This is a genomic window from Actinomycetospora aeridis (assembly GCF_037400275.1).
Taxonomy (GTDB): Bacteria; Actinomycetota; Actinomycetes; order Mycobacteriales; family Pseudonocardiaceae; genus Actinomycetospora; species Actinomycetospora aeridis.
Genome location: NZ_JBBEGL010000003.1, coordinates 829,503 through 845,055, shown reverse-complemented (window position 1 = coordinate 845,055; position 15,553 = coordinate 829,503). Strand labels below are relative to the sequence as shown.

The window sequence follows — 15,553 nt, the reverse complement described above, 5'->3', positions numbered from 1 at the left end:
GTGGTGCCCCGGTCGGGGATCACGGCAGCGTGGCCAGGGCGGCGAGGCCGGCGGCGACGATCCGGGCCGCGAGCCCGGGGTCGACGGTCGCGGCCGTGTCGGCCGCGGAATGGACGTTCGCGTTGCTGCGGTCCGCGGCCTCGATCGTGAGGACCGCCGGGACCCCCGCGTCGATGAAGGGGACGTGGTCGCTCGCGAACGGATCCAGCGACGTCTGGACCCGGAGGTCGGTGTAGGTGTGCGCCGCGGTCACCAGGTGCTCCACCAGGTGCGCGGACACCGGCCCGCCCTCGATCAGGACGCCGGCCGCGGCGGTGTTCCGTGTCCCGATCATGTCCATGTTGAGGACCGCCCGGAGCCGGGTCCGTTCCGCGGCCGTGAGCCCGTCGACGTGGGCGAGACTCCCGAAGAGCCCCTCCTCCTCGCCGCCGAAGAGGATGAACTGCACCGCCGCCGCGAGGGGGTGACCGACGAGCAGGCGCGCCATCTCGAGCACGCCGGCGACACCGCTCGCGTTGTCGTCGGCGCCGGGGGCCGGCGCGGTCGGCCCGCCTGCGGTGTTGATCGAGTCCAGGTGGGCGCAGACGACGATCTGCGGGTCGGCGTCGGCGCCCGACGTGGCGAGCAGGTTCATGCTCTCGCCGGCCCCGACGGCGATCGGCGCCCGCCGCGTCGTGTACCCCGCGGACGCGAACCGCTGCTCGGCCCACCCGAGCGCCTCGCGGAACCCGCCCGACCACGAGTGGCGGGTGGGGTGGCCGGCGAGGTGGGCGATGTCCGCGGCGAGCCGCTCCGGGTCGACCCCGTCGACGAGGGCCCGGACCTCGGGCCGGGGCTCGGCCGGCGCCCGCTGCGCTGTCGCGAACACCGTCTCGCCCGGATCGAGGGGCCGCACGCGGAAGCACGTGTCGTCCGACCCCGCGAACCGGCCCGGTGCGAGCGCGACGACGAGGTAGCGGCCCTTGTCGACGACCACCGGCACGTCGGGATGGGCGTCCTGGAAGGCGCGCCCGACCTGGGTCACCAGGTGCAGGGTGTCCGGGGCGGCGCTGGTCCGGACGACGTCGCCGTGCGCGCCGGCCCGGGCGGCCGCGGACGGCTCACCCCACGCGAGGACCCGGTCGTCGAGGCGGGCCCACGTGGTGCCGGGGGCGTCGGTCGTGGTCACGGTTCCTCCTCGACGGGGCGGACGGCGAGCTCGTCGTCCGCCGCCCGGACGACCCGCAGCACCTGGCGGCTGCCGCCGTCGGCGCGGGCGTCGACGACGAGCCGGTCGTCGTCGAGCTCCCAGCGGCCCGGCGACGAGGTCGGCCGGTCGTCGGCACCCGGCGCGACCTCGCTGAACGAGCCGTCGGCGTGCAGCGCCAGCCCGTCACGCCCCCGGGACGGGGGCAGGGGAGTACCGGCCGGGCGGTAGACGAGGACGTCGTCGGCGTCCTCCTCGTGCGAGTGTGTCCACCGCCCGACCAGGCGCTCCCGGGGGATCGGCTGATCCACCTCAGAACCCGCGGATGTCCAGGGCGGCGTTCATGCGCTCGGCCTGCCCCGCGGTGAACATGACCATGACCGCATCGTCGGTGTAGTCCATGTAGTTGACGAACATGTCCCCGTTCGGCCCGTTGCCGCAGGTCACGTGGGGGAAGGTCGGCCGGCCGAAGTTCGGTCGGCGCGCCGTCGGGGTGTCGTCCACCTCGTCGGAGCCGCTGCAGTCGTTCTTGTCGCCCCAGATGTGGCGCAGGTTCAGCCAGTGGCCGACCTCGTGGGTCGCGGTGCGCCCGAGGTCGTACGGCGCCGTCGCCGTGCCGGACGTCCCGAAGGCGCTCGTGAGGATGACGACGCCGTCGGTGTCCGCCGGGCCGCCGGGGAACTGTGCGTACCCCAGCACGTCGCCGAGGTTGCAGACCCAGAGGTTGAGGTAGCGGTCGGTCGGCCAGGCGTCGCTGCCGCCGGTGGCGTCGCTCTTCATCCTGTCGTTGACGGTGAAAGACGTGACGTCGGTCCGCTTGCGGATGATGCCGTCGGTCGCGCCGCCGTCGGGATCCGTGGACGCGAGCACGAATTCGACGTTCGCGTCGGCGACCAGGCCGGTCCAGCAGTCCGGGACGTCGACCTTGTCCTTGTTCTGCGCGCGGAAGTCGGCGTTCAGGACCTCGATCTGGCTCTGGATCTGGTCCTGCGAGATGTTCTGGTCGTCGCTGGACCAGAGCACGTGCACGACGGTCGGGATCGTCGTGAGCTGCTGGCGCTTGCGGGACGCCCGACCGTCGGCGACGGCGTCGCCGATCTGCTGCTCGATCTCGTCGCTGCGCTCACGGAAGTCCGGGTCGAGCTCGAGCAGGTACTCGTGCATCGAGACGGTGCCGCACATTCCGCGGCGCGGACCCTGGCGTGGAGTGGTCATGATTCGGACTTCTTCCCCCTGGAAGTACACAGAGTGATCGAGAATTCGTTGGCTTGGGCCAACAGAATGTCGATCTACCCCCCTGATGCGAGCAATTGTCGCGCGCTGTCACGTGACGAGGAGAAGAGCCGCAGAACGAACGCCACCCGATCGGCCGCTAATTCCGACTGTCTGGAGCAACCTCGGCCGGGCGCAGCAGCACCCGGCTCGTCGCGGCCTCCTCGACCGCGGCGCGGCTGAAGAGCAAGGGGAACGAGCCGTCCCGCGCCCACAGGTCGAGCAGGTCGGCGTAGTGCTCCGCGCGCGGGTCGCCGGACTGGCCGGGGGCGTTGACGACCTGGCTGCGATCCCAGTCGCCGACGTCCAGGACCATGCGGAAGCTGCTGCCCATCACGGCGTCGAACCCGGCGTCGTGGCCGGCGAGCCCGACCGTGTCGCCGCTGCCGGCGCGGGGCTTCGACGGCAACGGTGCGGCGGGGAAGGCGGCGTGGCGGAGCTCGGTGCGGTGCAGCGCGCCCCACGTCCACCGCTCGGGGTCCGGCCCGAGCCGGGTCCCGATGTCGGCGACGGCGGCGCGCAGGGTCTCGCCGAGGCCGTCGGCGAGGACCGGGGACCCGTGCAGGAGCTCGACCATCCGCAGGTCGGGGCGCAGGTCGGAGAACAGGGTGTCGTCGCGGAGCAGCCTGTGGACGGCGTCGACGGGTGCGTCCAGACGCTCCAGGCACCGCGCGGCCGCCCAGGGGCGCCAGTGCCGCCGCAGCCAGATCTGGAGCAGCAGCGCGGCACGCGAGTCGGCGTGCTCGACGCCGTCCCAGCCCTGCAGCTCGGCCCACCACCCCGCGACGTCGTCGGGCGCGGACACGTCGGCGAGGCGGTCGAGCAGCCGCCGGGCGTGCCCGTTCGCGGCGTCGCCCTGCATCCGCAGGCTCGACGCCACGTCCACCGCGTCGTCCGCCGCGAGCCAGGCCGCGAGGCGCTCGTGCCGGGCGCTCGAGTACCAGTCGACGGTGGCGACGTACGGGGCACCCGCGGGCACGTTGTGCTGGTTCGACGTCGTGCACCAGCCCGACGCGGGGTCCCGCTCGCCGGGGAGGTCGTCGAGCGGCACCACGCCGTCCCACTCGTGGCGCCCGTCGCCGGGCACCGGCAGCGCGCCGTCCCACCCGGTGCGGCGCGGCACCCGCCCGCACGACTGCACGCCGACGGTGCCGTCGACGTCGGCGTAGACCTGGTTGACCCCGGGCGCCCCCCAGCGGGCCAGCGTGCTCCGGAACGCGGCGGCGTCCGCGGCGTCCTGGTAGCCCAGGCTGGCGAGGTAGGGAGCCATGCCGGCCTCCCGCCAGGCCGCGCGCAGCGCGACCGCGACCCGGGCCTCGAGGTCGACGTGCAGCACGGGGCCGTGACGGGTGAACGCCAGGCGGAGCACGGCGTCCTCGTCGCCGGCCACCGGCGTCCGCTCCTCGACGACCTCGAGCTCCTCCCACCCGTCGCCGTACCGGTAGCGGTGGTCGTCGGTCGGGTGGAGCGCGTAGACGTGGAGGTCCTCGTGGTCGATCGGCCAGATCGTGAGGCCGAACGCGACGCGCTCGTTGTGGCCGATCGAGATGCCGGGCAGGTTCGGCTCGCCGGCGCCGATGACACGCAGGCCCGGGGCCTCGAGGTGGGCGAGGTAGCGCAGGGACGGCACGGTGATCGCCCGGTGGGGGTCGTTGGCGAGCACGGGGCGTCCGGTGGCCGTCCGCGAGCCGGCGACGACCCAGTTGTTGCTGCCGGCCGCCAGCTCCACCGGCGTGAACACGAGGCGGTAGACGTCGAGCACCGCGTCACCGAGCGCGGCGAGCACCGCGGGATCCGGGACGTCGAGCGGTCCGTCCGGCTCGCGCACCGACCGCAGGTCCTCGGCGTCGGGCCCGAGGTCACGCACGGTCAGCGCCCGCGCGAGCTCCTGCTCGGCGTTGTAGAACAGTCCGTGGCTGCGGATGCGCACCACGTCCTCCGGGCTCCACCGGGCCGGACGGTGCCCGAGCTCGGCGAACTCCGGCGACAGCCGCTCGTCCGGTGACGCGAGCGCCCAGTCGACGTAGGCGTTCACACCCCCGACGAACGCGCCGACGATCTCCCGCGTGCCCGCGGGGTACGCCGACCACTCCGCGTCCATGTCACCGCGGTAGAGGAACAGGCGCCGCGCCCGGTCCTGCGCCACGTAGCCGGGGCCGAACACCTCGGCGAGCCGGCCCAGCCCGCGGCGGCGCCACAGGTCGATCTGGAAGAGCCGGTCCCGCGCGGCCTGGAAGCCCTGGGCGACGTAGGCGTCGTGGGGGGAGTCCGCGTAGACGTGCGGCACCCCCCACCGGTCGACGAGCACCTCGACGGCGTCGCGGAGCCCCGGGACGGGGAACTCGGTGGTCGGCAGACCCGGCATGGGCGTCCCCGTCAGTCCTCCAGCAGCGGCATGACCTGCTGGCCGAACCGGTCGATGTCGGTCAGGTAGTCCTGGAAAGTGAACATCACGCCACTGACGCCGTCGACGTCGGAGATCGCGCGCAGCTGCTCGGCGACGCTCTTCGGGTCGCCCTTGATGATCTCCCAGAGCATGAAGTTGTCGTTGCCGAGCAGCGTGGCGTGCAGCGAGTTCTCGTCGGCCTCGGAGTTCATCGACGCGTGCCCGGTCATCGTCTTGACGACCTCGAGCTCTTGGCTCTCCCGCCACTGGCCGATCACGTCGTCGCACTCGGCGAGGCTGTCGCGCACCACGCACTGGTAGAGCGGGAAGGCCTCCATCGGGCGGCCGGCCCTGTCGGACGCGGCCCGGACGCGGCCCATCTGCTCGGTGAGCTCGCCGATGTCGAGCTTGCCGCCCATGAACTGGTAGTCGGCGTGCTCGGCGGTGAACTGCATGCCGCGGTCGGACTGGCCCGCGCAGATGACCTTGGGCATGTTCCCGTCGTCGAACCACGGCTCGAGCCGCGCGTCCTTCATGTGGAAGAACCGGCCGTCGAAGTCGGTCTGTCCCGTCTCCCAGAGCTCGCGCATGACCTGCATGTACTCGGCGGCGTAGTCGTAGCGGTAGCCGAAGTACTCGTCGCCGGGCCACAGGCCCATCGACTCCCACTCCGGCTTCTCCCAGCCGCTGATGATGTTGACGCCGAACCGGCCGGGCCCGGCGATGTCGGCGATCGTCTTGCACTGCTTCGCGGCGTACACCGGCGGCACCGAGAGCAGCGAGATCGACGGGATGAGCATGACCTTGCGCGTCACCGCGGCGAGCGCCGCCATGGTCGTGAAGGAGTCGAGGGCGTAGTTCCAGAAATGGATCTCGCCGTCCATGCCCTTGTACTTGTTCGGGGCGAGGAGGAAGTCGAAGCCGTAGTTCTCGGCCTTGAGCGCGGTCTCCTGCATGAGGAACCAGTCGGGCTTCCACCAGGGTGCCGCGGTGGAGATGACCCAGCCGCCGGACAGGGTCGGGGCGAAGATGCCGAGGCGCATGGCGCCGGACGGTAGGGCGACCCGCGCCGCCCGCGAATCCGTCGAACGACGGACCCCGTGTTTCCGCCGTGTGTTTCCGACGTGGGGCCATCACGTCACGGGGGCCCCGGCCCGTCGGCCCGGGGTTAAGGTCGGCGCCGGGGCACGCGAGAGGCGGGCGGCCATGGCATCGGACCCGGGCACGGTGGGCCGCGCCGTCCTGCGCGTCGACGCCGCCGGCGACGTCCGCGTCGTCGAGGAGGGGCGCCCCGACGACGTGCCGACCGCGCTGCGCCGCCTCGCCGCCGGAGCGCTGCGGGCGGGGGTCGGCGAGGTGCGCGCTGTCCACCTCGGCCCGCGGCCGGTGAGCGTCGTCGTGCAGCCCGACTCCGCCGCCCAGGCCACCGCGCTCGTCGTCGTCGATCCGCTGGACGCGCTCCCGCACGGTCTGAGCCGCCGCGAGCTCGAGGTCGCGACGCTGCTCGTCGCCGGCCTGACCAACGCAGGTATCGCCCGGCGGCTCGCCATCGGTGCGCGCACCGTCGGGACGCACGTCGACCGCGTGCTCGGCAAGCTCGACGTCGCCTCCCGCGGCGCCGCGGCCGCCCGCACGCTCGACGAGGGCCTCGTGGTGGTGCCGCCGCCGGGTGGACCCGCCGGGTTCGAGGGGCTGCGCCTGGGCGGGGCGCTGGCCGCCGCGGACGCGCCCGAGCGGCCCGTGCGGTCACCCCGCCCGGTGCGGCGTCGCGCCCTGCGCGTCGGCGCCCTGCTCCCGCTGACGGGGGTCGCCGCCGAGGACGCGCGCGAGATGGAGCACGGGGCACGGCTCGCGGTCGAGGAGATCAACACGGCGGGCGGCGTGGCCGGGCGGCCCCTGGAGCTGCGCGTCGCCGACGTCGACCCGCAGGACGCCGTGACGGTCGAGCGGGGGTTCGCGAGCCTGCTCGCCGCCGACGTCGACGTCCTCACGTCGGGCTACCTCGCCCGTCAGGACCTGGCGCACGACCTCGCGTCCGACGCCGGGGTGCCGTACCTGCACGCCGCCACGTCCGGGCTGATGGAGCAGCGGACGGCGGGCGATCCGGGCCGGTTCTCCCGCGTCTTCCAGGTCTGCCCGAGCGACGTCCACTACGGACCCCGCTGCGTCGACTACCTCAGCGGGCTCCGCGACCGCGGTGCGTGGCGGCCGACGTCGCGGCGCCTGCTGGTGGTGCGGCAGCCGGCGTGGGAGCTCGTCGACCTCGGTCTCGAGCAGGCCGCGCAGGGTGCGGATCGGCAGGGCTGGGAGCTCGCGGTCGAGTCGCCGCCGGTGGGCGGGTGGTGGCGGGCCGGTGCGCAGGCCGCCGAGGCCGACCCGGCGGCCGTGATGGTGGGCAGCTACCTCGTCGACGACCACGTCGCCTTCGTCGACGGCTTCCGCGCCCGCGGCGGGACGGGCCTGATCTACGGGATCTATGCGCCGTCGGTGCCGGAGTTCCGGGCGCGGCTCGGTCCGCTCGCCGACGGCGTCCTGTGGGCCACCACCACCGGCACCTACCCCGACCGGCTCGGCCGCGCCTTCGCCGACCGCTACGCCCGACGCTTCGGGGTCGCGCCCGGCCGGTCCCACGCCGGCATCGCCTACGACCGGGTCCGCCTCGTCGCCGGGGCGTGGGCGCTCGCGGACTTCCGGGACTTCTCCGCGGTCGCCGAGCACCTGCGACGGTCGGTGTACCGGGGTGTCAACGGCGCCTACAGCTTCGATGCCCCGGGGCAGACCGCCCGCACGTGGACGGGCGCCGGGACCGGCGACCCGTCGCTGGCCCAGGCCCACCTGGTGCACCAGATCCAGCGCGGGCACCAGCGCGTCGTGAGCCCCGCGACCTACGCCGACGGCGACTTCGTCCTCCCGGCCCCGGTCGGTCGCTGAGTCGGTCGCTGGGTCAGTCGCTGAGCAGCGCCGTCCGGCGCGTCTCCAGGAAGGCGCGTTCGGTGTCGTTGCCGGCCAGGGCGATGGCCTCGCCGTAGGCGCTCGCGGCGTCCGCGGTGCGGCCGAGGCGGGCGAGGAGGTCCGCGCGGGTGGCCGGCAGGAGGTGGTAGCCGGGGATGTCGAGCGCGTCGACGGCGGCGAGGGCCTGCTCTGGACCGTGCACCTCGGCGACGGCCACCGCCCGGTTGAGCGCGACGATCGGGGTGGGGGAGTGGGTCAGCAGCTGGTCGTAGAGCGCGAGGACCTGCGTCCAGTCGGTCGCGTCGCCGTCGGTGTGCACGGCGTTGATCGCGGCCTGCAGCTGGTATGGCCCCGGCCGGCCGCGGCGCAGGCACCGGCGCACCAGCTCGTGGCCCTCGGCGATGAGCTGCCGGTCCCACCGCGACCGGTCCTGCTCCGCGAGCACCACCAGCTCGCCGTCGGGGCCCACCCGCGCCGGGCGCCGGGCCTCGGTGAGCAGGAGCAGCGCGAGCAGCCCGAGGACCTCCGGCTCGTCGGGCATCAGCTCCGCGAGCGCCCGGGCCAGCCGGATCGCCTCGCGGGTGAGATCCGTGCGGACCAGCTCCCCGGACGTCGAGGCGTACCCCTCGTTGAAGACCAGGTAGAGCACGGTGAGCACAGGCGGCAGGCGGTCGGGGAGCTCGGCGGAACCGGGCACCCGGTAGGGGATGCCGGCGTCGCGGATCTTCTTCTTGGCGCGCACGATCCGCTGGGAGATCGTCGCCTCGGGGACGACGTAGGCCCGGGCGATCTCCGCGACCTCCAGCCCACCCAGGATGCGCAGGGTCAGCGCGGTCTGCGCGAGCGGCGAGAGCGCCGGGTGGCAGCAGGTGAAGATCATGCGGAGCTGGTCGTCGCGCACCGGTCCCACCTCCTGCGGTTCGTCGGGTTCGGCCAGCAGCTGTGCCTGCGCCTGGCGGTCGTCCCGGGTGGACTCCCGGCGCAGGCGGTCGAGGGCGCGGTTCCGGGCCGTGGTGACGATCCACGCGCCGGGGTTGGACGGCGGCGCCTCGCCCCACTTGGTCATGGCCGTCGCGAACGCGTCCTGGACGGCCTCCTCGGCGAGCCCGATGTCTCCGAGCAGGCGCGTCAGCGTCGCCACGCAACGCCCGTACTCGGCGCGGTAGACCTCCGTGAGATCCATCCGCCGCTCAGGCGATCCCGTCGAAGGGACGCACCTCGATCGGGACGCGACACGCCTCGGCGCACTTCTCGGCCCAGGTCAGGGCCGCGTCGAGGTCGTCGACCTCGATGACGTAGAAGCCGCCGAGCTGCTCCTTCGTCTCGGCGAACGGCCCGTCGGTCATGGCGGCCCTGCCGTTCTCGACGCGGACGACCGTGGCGCTGTCGGAGGGGCGCAGGCCGCCGCCGAACACCCAGACCCCGGCCGCCTTCATCTCGTCGTTGACGGCCCCGACCCGGGCGAACGACGCCTCCATCTCCTCCTCGGAGTACGGGAGCTCGCTCTCGTCGATCCGGACACCCATGAGGTAGTGCACGGCACTCGTTCCCTTCGATCCGTGACGTGTGCGTCGTGTGGTCAGGACAGCCGGCGCGCGACGGCCGGGACGACGATCGCAGCGGCCACGACGTGGGTCAGCATCAGCACCACCTTGGTGGTCACGGACGCGTCCGCGAGCACGTCCGGCACCAGCGACAGCACGGTGAGCACGACCGTCGTGCGGACGAACGTGGAGCGCGGCCGGCGCGCCCAGCGGGCCAGGCCCAGGGCGAGCAGGACCCCCACGACGGAGAAGATCGCGGTCAGCACGGCGAACCCGAGCGGAGGGATCGGCGCCCCGCCGACGGTCGCGCCGATGCCGACGACGTCGGCCGCGGCGGCGACGGTGGCGGTCGCCGCGGCGGCGACGGCCGTGGCGGCCAGGCCGTCGCGGACCAGCGGCAGGACGGGGGCGTGGGCGTCGGTGCGGGTGGTGGTGACGGGAGCGGCGGTGGTGACGGACATCGTGGCCTCCGGTGCGGGGTGACCGGCCCGGTGCCGGTCTCTACCCAGGCGACGATCGGCGCGGCCCCTCTTCGACATCGCCGCGGAAGAATTACCCGACGGTCAGGCCACGGCCTCCCGGCCGACCTCCACCGTGCCGGGCACGAGGTCGGAGAGGAGGCGGAGGAGCAGGCCCGCCCGCGGCGTGGGGTCCGGGACCCGGGTCAGCAGCTCGTGGACCTGCGCGGCGCGGATCGCGAGGTACTCCCCGGGCCGGCGCGACGCCGGCAGCACGGTGAGCCCGAGCCAGGTGGTCGCCACCGACGGCGGTGGCGGGGCGTCCGCGTCGAGCGAGCGGTCGAGCGTCCAGACGCAGCGCGCGGCCCGCCGGACACGTCGACGGCCCGCCGCGGGGTCCCGACGGTCGGGATGGCGGTTCTCGTGGCGGACCACGTCGGCCAGCAGCAGCACGCAGAACCGCTCGACGTCGAGGCCGGAGTCGTCGAAGACGCGCTCGAGCAGCGGGAGCGCGAGCGGGTCGCCGGCGAGGACGGAGCCGAGGAAGGCGTCGAGGTACGGGTCGTGACCCTGGTGCCGGTCGGTGACCTCGGCGAGCGCGGACGTCGGGAGACCGGCGCGGCCCCGGTGCCGGAGCCTGCGGGCGACGAGACGGGCGAGGTCGGCGCCGTCGCCGGGCCCGCCCGAGAGCCAGGCGTCGAGCTCGTGCTGGAGTGCCTGGTCGATCATCGCGACATCCTCTCCGGTGTGTGCCGGGTCCCGAGTCTCCGGGCGTGCGGACGTCGTGCCGAGGGGGTGCGCCCCCGGGCCGCAGGGGGCGGTCCCCTCAGACGAGGCGGGTGAGCAGCGCCCGCGTGCCGGCGCGGAGGTCGTCGAGGGCCGCGTCGTCACCGGAGAGGTAGCGCAGCAGCGCCTGCTGGAACAGGCCGTCGAAGGCGGCGTAGGCGAGACCGCTGGTGCAGCGCGGCGTCACGCCCGCGAGCTCGGCGTAGGCGCTGACGATCCGCCAGATCATCTGCTCGAGGCTCGCGTCGATGTCGGCGACGTCGAGGCGGAACGACTCCTCGAACAACGACTGGGCCCGCAGGTCGTACCAGAGCCGGTGCATCCGCGCGTCGGCCTCGATCGTGGCGGCGAGCCCGTCGCCGGCGTCGCGCAGGAGGTCGTCGGCGTCGGTGGCGTGGGCGGCGATCGCGTCGTAGCGCTCCACGCAGCGGGCCTTGTACCGCCGCACGCAGTAGGTGATCAGCTCGACCTTGTCGCGGAAGTAGTAGTGCAGGACGCCGAGGCTGAACTCGGTGCTCTGCGCGATGTCCCGCAGGCTCGTGCGCGCGTAGCCGCGGGCGGCGAGGGCCTCCAGTGCACTGTCCGCGAGCTGGCAGCGACGGTCCTCGAACTTCTGCGCCTGGGGTCGCGAGATCCGGTCGTCAGTATCGGTCCTGGTCACGAGCGGGCCTCCCGGGGCGGAGCGCGACGGCCCAGCCTAACCCCATCGTGTCGCGGAATCGTGCTCCGTCTGTCTGGACGCCCGTCCAACGATGTCCTTGACGGTCGTTCGGCGACGTCCCTAGCGTGTGATCCACACCACCGACACGACGATGTGAGGGAACCATGAGCGCGTTCGACCTGGCGGGACGTCGGGTGCTGGTGACGGGAGGGGCGCAGGGCCTGGGCGAGGGCATGGCCCGCGCGCTGGCCGGGGCGGGCGCCGCGGTGATGCTGGCGGACATCGCCAAGGACGTGGGGGAGAAGACCGCGTCGGCGCTGGCCGCGGAGGGGCACACCGCCCGGTTCGTCGCGCTCGACGTCACCGACGACGCGCAGTGGGAGACGGCGGTCGCGCAGACGGTCAGCGAGCTCGGCGGTCTCGAGGTCGTCATCAACAACGCCGGGCTCGAGGTGACCCAGCTGCTCGTCGACACCGAGCCGGACGACGTACGCCGCATGCTCGAGGTGAACCTGCTGGGCACGATGCTCGGCATCAAGCACGCCTTCCGCGCGATGCGCCCGGGCGGCCCGGCCGGCCATGGTGGCGCGATCATCAACGTCGCGTCCGTCGCCGCGACCATCGCCTTTCCGTCGATCGGCGGCTACTCGGCCACCAAGTCCGGTGTCGACCGGCTGACCCGCGTCGCGGCGATGGAGTCCGGCAAGCTCGGCTACGGCGTTCGCGTCAACTGCGTCTACCCCGGTCTCGTGCCCACCGCCATGGGGCAGAAGCTCGCCGTCGAGACCGCCGGCCTGGGTCTGTTCGAGAGCCCCGACGCCGCCGTCGGTGCGGTGGTGGAGCTGACGCCGTCGGGCCGGCTCGGCGAGGTCACCGACATCGCCGACGCCGTGGTCTTCCTGGCCTCCGACGCCTCGCGCTTCGTCAACGGCGCCGGCCTGCCGGTCGACGGCGGCATGGGCATGTGATGCGGCTGGTCGACTACCTGGACAAGGGGGCGTCGCTCGATCCTGGCGCCCCCTGTCTGGTCTGCGACGGCGACGTCGCCACCTACGCCGACGTTCAGCAGCTCAGCGGCCGCATCGCCTCGTCCCTGGTGGAGTACGGCGTCGCGCCGGGCGACAAGGTCGCGATCCTCTCGGCCAACCACCCGACGTCGTTCACCTGCGTGTTCGGGATCAGCCGCGCCGGCGCCGTCTGGTGTCCGGTCAACCCGCGCAACGAGGCGGCCGAGAACCGCGAGCTCCTCGATCTGTTCGGGTGCTCGGTGCTGTTCTTCCAGGCGTCCTTCGCCCCGCTGGTGGACGCGATCCGCGGGGACCTCCCGCAGCTGCGGACGCTGGTGTGTCTCGACGGCGACCCCGGCTGGGCCCTGCGCCTCGACGACTTCCTCGCCACGAGCGGAGAGCCGGTCAACCGGGCCACCGGCGACGACCTCGCGATGCTCGTCGGCACCGGGGGGACGACCGGTCGACCCAAGGGCGTGATGCTCACGGGCACCACGATCGAGACGATGACCGCGGTGACGCTCATGAGCTACCCGTGGCCCGAGCGCGGCGGGCGGCCGACCTACCTGGCGCTCGCCCCACTGACCCACGCCGCCGGCGTGCTCTGCTTCCCGGTGCTGGCGCTGGGCGGCTCGATCGTGATCATGCGGGCGCCCGACGTCGGGGGCTTCCTCGACCACGTCGAGCGGCACCGCGTCACCCACACCTTCCTGCCGCCGACGCTGATCTACATGGTGCTCGACCACCCGTCGCTGTCCGGGCGTGATCTGTCGTCGCTGCAGTGCTTCTGGTACGGCGCCGCACCGATGTCGGTGTCGCGGCTGGAGGAGGCGCTGACCCGGATCGGACCGGTCATGGCGCAGCTCTTCGGGCAGACCGAGGCGCCGATGATGATCTCGACGATGGCGCCGGCCGACCACTTCGAGCCCGACGGGTCGGTCGCCCGGGGCAAGCTGTCGTCGGCCGGACGTCCGTCCCCGCTCGTGACGGTCGGGATCATGGCCGAGGACGGTCGGCTGGTGCCCCGCGGCGAGCGGGGCGAGATCGTCGTCCGCGGCTCGCTGGTGATGCGGGGCTACCTGAACGACCCCGCGGCCACGGCCGAGGTCTCGCGCCACGGCTGGCACCACACCGGCGACATCGGCTACCTCGACGACGACGGCTTCCTCTTCATCGTCGACCGGGCCAAGGACATGGTGATCACCGGCGGCTTCAACGTCTACTCGACGGAGGTCGAGCAGGCGCTCATGGCCCACCCGGCCGTCGCCGACAGCGCGGTCATCGGGCTTCCCGACGACAAGTGGGGCGAGCGGCTGACGGCCGTGCTCCAGCTCCGTCCGGGCAGCACCCTGGACCCGGCCGAGCTGAAGTCGTTCGTCAAGGAGCGCATCGGCAGCGTGAAGACGCCGAAGCAGGTGGAGATCTGGGAGGACCTTCCGCGCTCCAAGCTCGGCAAGGTACTCAAGACCGAGATCAAGAAGCACATGCTCGATCTCGAGCCCGGGCGCTGACGTCCCTCAGAGGGGGACGTGGGGTCGGCCGCCGGGTCGGGGTGTCTGGTCGGTGTCGACGATCCAGGGCGGGGTGAACCACGGCCTGCCGTCGATCATCTCCATCGTCCAGTGCCGGTGGTGGAGCAGCTGGTGGTGATAGCGGCACAGCAGCACCATGTTCTCCAGCGCGGTGTCACCGCGGTGCCGGTACCACTCGCGCACGTGGTGGGCTTCGCAGCGGCGCGGGCTGCGGTCGCAGCCGGGGAACGCGCACCCCCCGTCGCGCAGGTGCAGCGCGCGGCGGATCGCGTCGGTGGCGGTGCGCTGACGCCGCCCCACGTCCAGCGGCTCCGATTTCGAGCCGAGCACGACCGGGACGATCTCGGCGTCGCAGGCCCACCGGCGCACGGTGGCGGCGTCCACGGTGTAGCCGGAGTCCAACGTCCCGAACCCGCCGGTGTTCTCGGCGAGGGCTTCGCAGAGCCAGCGGTGGTCGATGGTGACGGTCAGCAGCGCCCGCCCGGGTCCCCCGAGCCAGCCAGTCCTGCCGCGCGTCGTGGTGGTGGTGGGGCGGCGGGGTTCGGGGATCAACGCCCACGGCTCGTCAGCACCGACCGCGTCGCCCTCAGCCTGGGTGCTAGAGCCCGTGCTGTCGCTCTCGCCCGAGTCGCTCTCTCCCGAGTCGCTCGTGTTGCTCTCGACGGAGTCGTCGGCCGCGGCGGGCTCGCTGTCCTCGGTGTCCTCGGTGTCGGTGTCGGTGTCGGCGGCGGCAGTGGTGTCGGTATCGGGGTGCCCGCCGCCGGCTTCGGTGGTGAGGCCGTGGGGGCGGCGGGCGTCGCGGACCAGCTCGTGCAACGCCTCCATCTGCCGCCGCCCCAGCGGACGCTGATCCTCCGCACCCGCCGGGGCGGAGAGCACGGCGATGACGTTGATGAACGCCTCGGCGTCCATCGGATCGTGCATCGCGCCCTTGAGCGCCAAGGAGCCGTCCTTGCGGCGCACCACCAGCAACTCGTCGCGGGAAGCCCCGCCCTCGGGTGGGGCGGCGCCGTCGGGGTCGCAGCGGTCGATGATCTGCTTGGCGAGCTTGTCCAGCATGTGCGGCGCCATCGCCTGCGCCGCCTGGGCCAGCGACGCCTCGATCACCACCAGATCCGGCAACGACGGCGCCGCCGGCCCTGACCGCCCCGACAGCCCGGCCAGCTTCCGCATCGTCTCCCGGATGATCTTCACGTGTCCCGGGTCGACCAACCCCGCGTGCAGCGCATCGCCAGTGGCCGGCAACCGCGCCGGCAGCGGCTCGCCCGCCATGCTCCGGCGCGGACACACATCCTGGGCCTCGGCGACCAACCGTTTCGCCTCCGTCTGGCCGAGGTGGTCCCGATCAGCGAGCAACCCGTAGGTGGTGCGGTACCCGGCCCGGCCGGCGACACCCGACTCGTCGAGCTCGGCGACGGCTTCGAGGCGCTGGTAGTACCCCCGGCGGTGAGCGCGCACAGCAGCGTCAGCGCGGTCCAGGACCTCCCGCTCGACACCACCCACCCGTTCGCTCACGTGTTCGAATCTAGCCCCGACCCCCGACAGTCCCGGGCCCGTTCCGGACAACGCCCCCAAGATTCTTTCGGCGAGTTCTGGGAGTTCGGCGAGTTCGTCGACCGGCACGAACCGCAGCCCGCGAGCCCTGTCGATCATGCCGGACGTGCCGCTCGCCCCGCCGCGCCGGCGCACCGATTCCGGCGGAAGGCGCCCCTCGCCCGCCTATCCGAGCCAAGGTGCCCTTCGCTCCCAACCTCGGCGCCCGGGCTCCA

General features: G+C 73.3%; 14 protein-coding genes. 3 read left to right on the top strand and 11 right to left on the bottom strand.

Translation table 11 applies throughout. The annotated features are described in order from the left end of the window. Positions 1-19: 19 nt before the first annotated feature. The 5 genes from WCD41_RS14645 to WCD41_RS14625 form a co-directional block, all read right to left on the bottom strand. Positions 20-1,168, bottom strand: a complete 1,149-nt coding sequence (locus WCD41_RS14645) for a M28 family metallopeptidase (RefSeq protein ID WP_337714142.1) — start codon at positions 1,166-1,168, stop codon at positions 20-22. Further along, on the bottom strand, positions 1,165-1,497 hold the full coding sequence (locus WCD41_RS14640; protein ID WP_337714141.1) for a hypothetical protein: 333 nt from the start codon (positions 1,495-1,497) through the stop codon (positions 1,165-1,167). The genes WCD41_RS14645 and WCD41_RS14640 overlap by 4 nt, the downstream gene beginning before the upstream one ends. A gap of 1 nt (position 1,498) precedes the next feature. Further along, positions 1,499-2,401, bottom strand: a complete 903-nt coding sequence (locus WCD41_RS14635; RefSeq protein ID WP_337714140.1) for a zinc metalloprotease — start codon at positions 2,399-2,401, stop codon at positions 1,499-1,501. Between the two features lie 157 nt (positions 2,402-2,558). Continuing rightward, positions 2,559-4,823, bottom strand: coding sequence for a penicillin acylase family protein (locus WCD41_RS14630; protein WP_337714139.1), 2,265 nt, complete (start codon positions 4,821-4,823; stop codon positions 2,559-2,561). An 11-nt stretch (positions 4,824-4,834) separates the two neighbouring features. Further along, positions 4,835-5,887, bottom strand: coding sequence for an LLM class flavin-dependent oxidoreductase (locus tag WCD41_RS14625; RefSeq protein WP_337714138.1), 1,053 nt, complete (start codon positions 5,885-5,887; stop codon positions 4,835-4,837). A gap of 163 nt (positions 5,888-6,050) precedes the next feature. Between WCD41_RS14625 and WCD41_RS14620 the strand changes: the two genes are divergently transcribed. Continuing rightward, positions 6,051-7,775: an ABC transporter substrate-binding protein gene (locus WCD41_RS14620; RefSeq protein ID WP_337714137.1), complete on the top strand. Its 1,725-nt coding sequence runs from the start codon at positions 6,051-6,053 to the stop codon at positions 7,773-7,775. Positions 7,776-7,788: 13 nt separating this feature from the next. Here the strand turns inward: WCD41_RS14620 and WCD41_RS14615 are convergent, their stop codons facing one another. The 5 genes from WCD41_RS14615 to WCD41_RS14595 form a co-directional block, all read right to left on the bottom strand. After that, the gene (locus WCD41_RS14615) at positions 7,789-8,979 is read right to left on the bottom strand and encodes an RNA polymerase sigma factor (protein ID WP_337714136.1); all 1,191 of its coding nucleotides are present in this window, start codon (positions 8,977-8,979) and stop codon (positions 7,789-7,791) included. Positions 8,980-8,986: 7 nt separating this feature from the next. Next, positions 8,987-9,334, bottom strand: coding sequence for a YciI family protein (locus tag WCD41_RS14610; protein ID WP_337714135.1), 348 nt, complete (start codon positions 9,332-9,334; stop codon positions 8,987-8,989). Between the two features lie 41 nt (positions 9,335-9,375). Then, the gene (locus WCD41_RS14605) at positions 9,376-9,801 is read right to left on the bottom strand and encodes a DUF6069 family protein (protein WP_337714134.1); all 426 of its coding nucleotides are present in this window, start codon (positions 9,799-9,801) and stop codon (positions 9,376-9,378) included. Between the two features lie 102 nt (positions 9,802-9,903). After that, entirely contained in the window at positions 9,904-10,527 is a 624-nt protein-coding gene (locus WCD41_RS14600; protein WP_337714132.1) for a hypothetical protein, read from the bottom strand. A 97-nt stretch (positions 10,528-10,624) separates the two neighbouring features. Next, entirely contained in the window at positions 10,625-11,245 is a 621-nt protein-coding gene (locus WCD41_RS14595) for a TetR/AcrR family transcriptional regulator (protein WP_337714131.1), read from the bottom strand. A 164-nt stretch (positions 11,246-11,409) separates the two neighbouring features. On the opposite strand from WCD41_RS14595, the gene WCD41_RS14590 reads away from it, so the two are divergent. Next, positions 11,410-12,213, top strand: a complete 804-nt coding sequence (locus WCD41_RS14590; protein WP_337714130.1) for an SDR family NAD(P)-dependent oxidoreductase — start codon at positions 11,410-11,412, stop codon at positions 12,211-12,213. Continuing rightward, positions 12,213-13,763 (top strand): acyl-CoA synthetase, encoded by a 1,551-nt coding sequence (locus WCD41_RS14585; protein ID WP_337714129.1) that lies wholly within the window; start codon positions 12,213-12,215, stop codon positions 13,761-13,763. The genes WCD41_RS14590 and WCD41_RS14585 overlap by 1 nt, the downstream gene beginning before the upstream one ends. Positions 13,764-13,769: 6 nt before the next feature. On the opposite strand, the gene WCD41_RS14580 is transcribed toward WCD41_RS14585, so the two are convergent. Further along, positions 13,770-15,299, bottom strand: coding sequence for an HNH endonuclease signature motif containing protein (locus WCD41_RS14580; protein WP_337714128.1), 1,530 nt, complete (start codon positions 15,297-15,299; stop codon positions 13,770-13,772). Between the last annotated feature and the right edge of the window lie 254 nt (positions 15,300-15,553).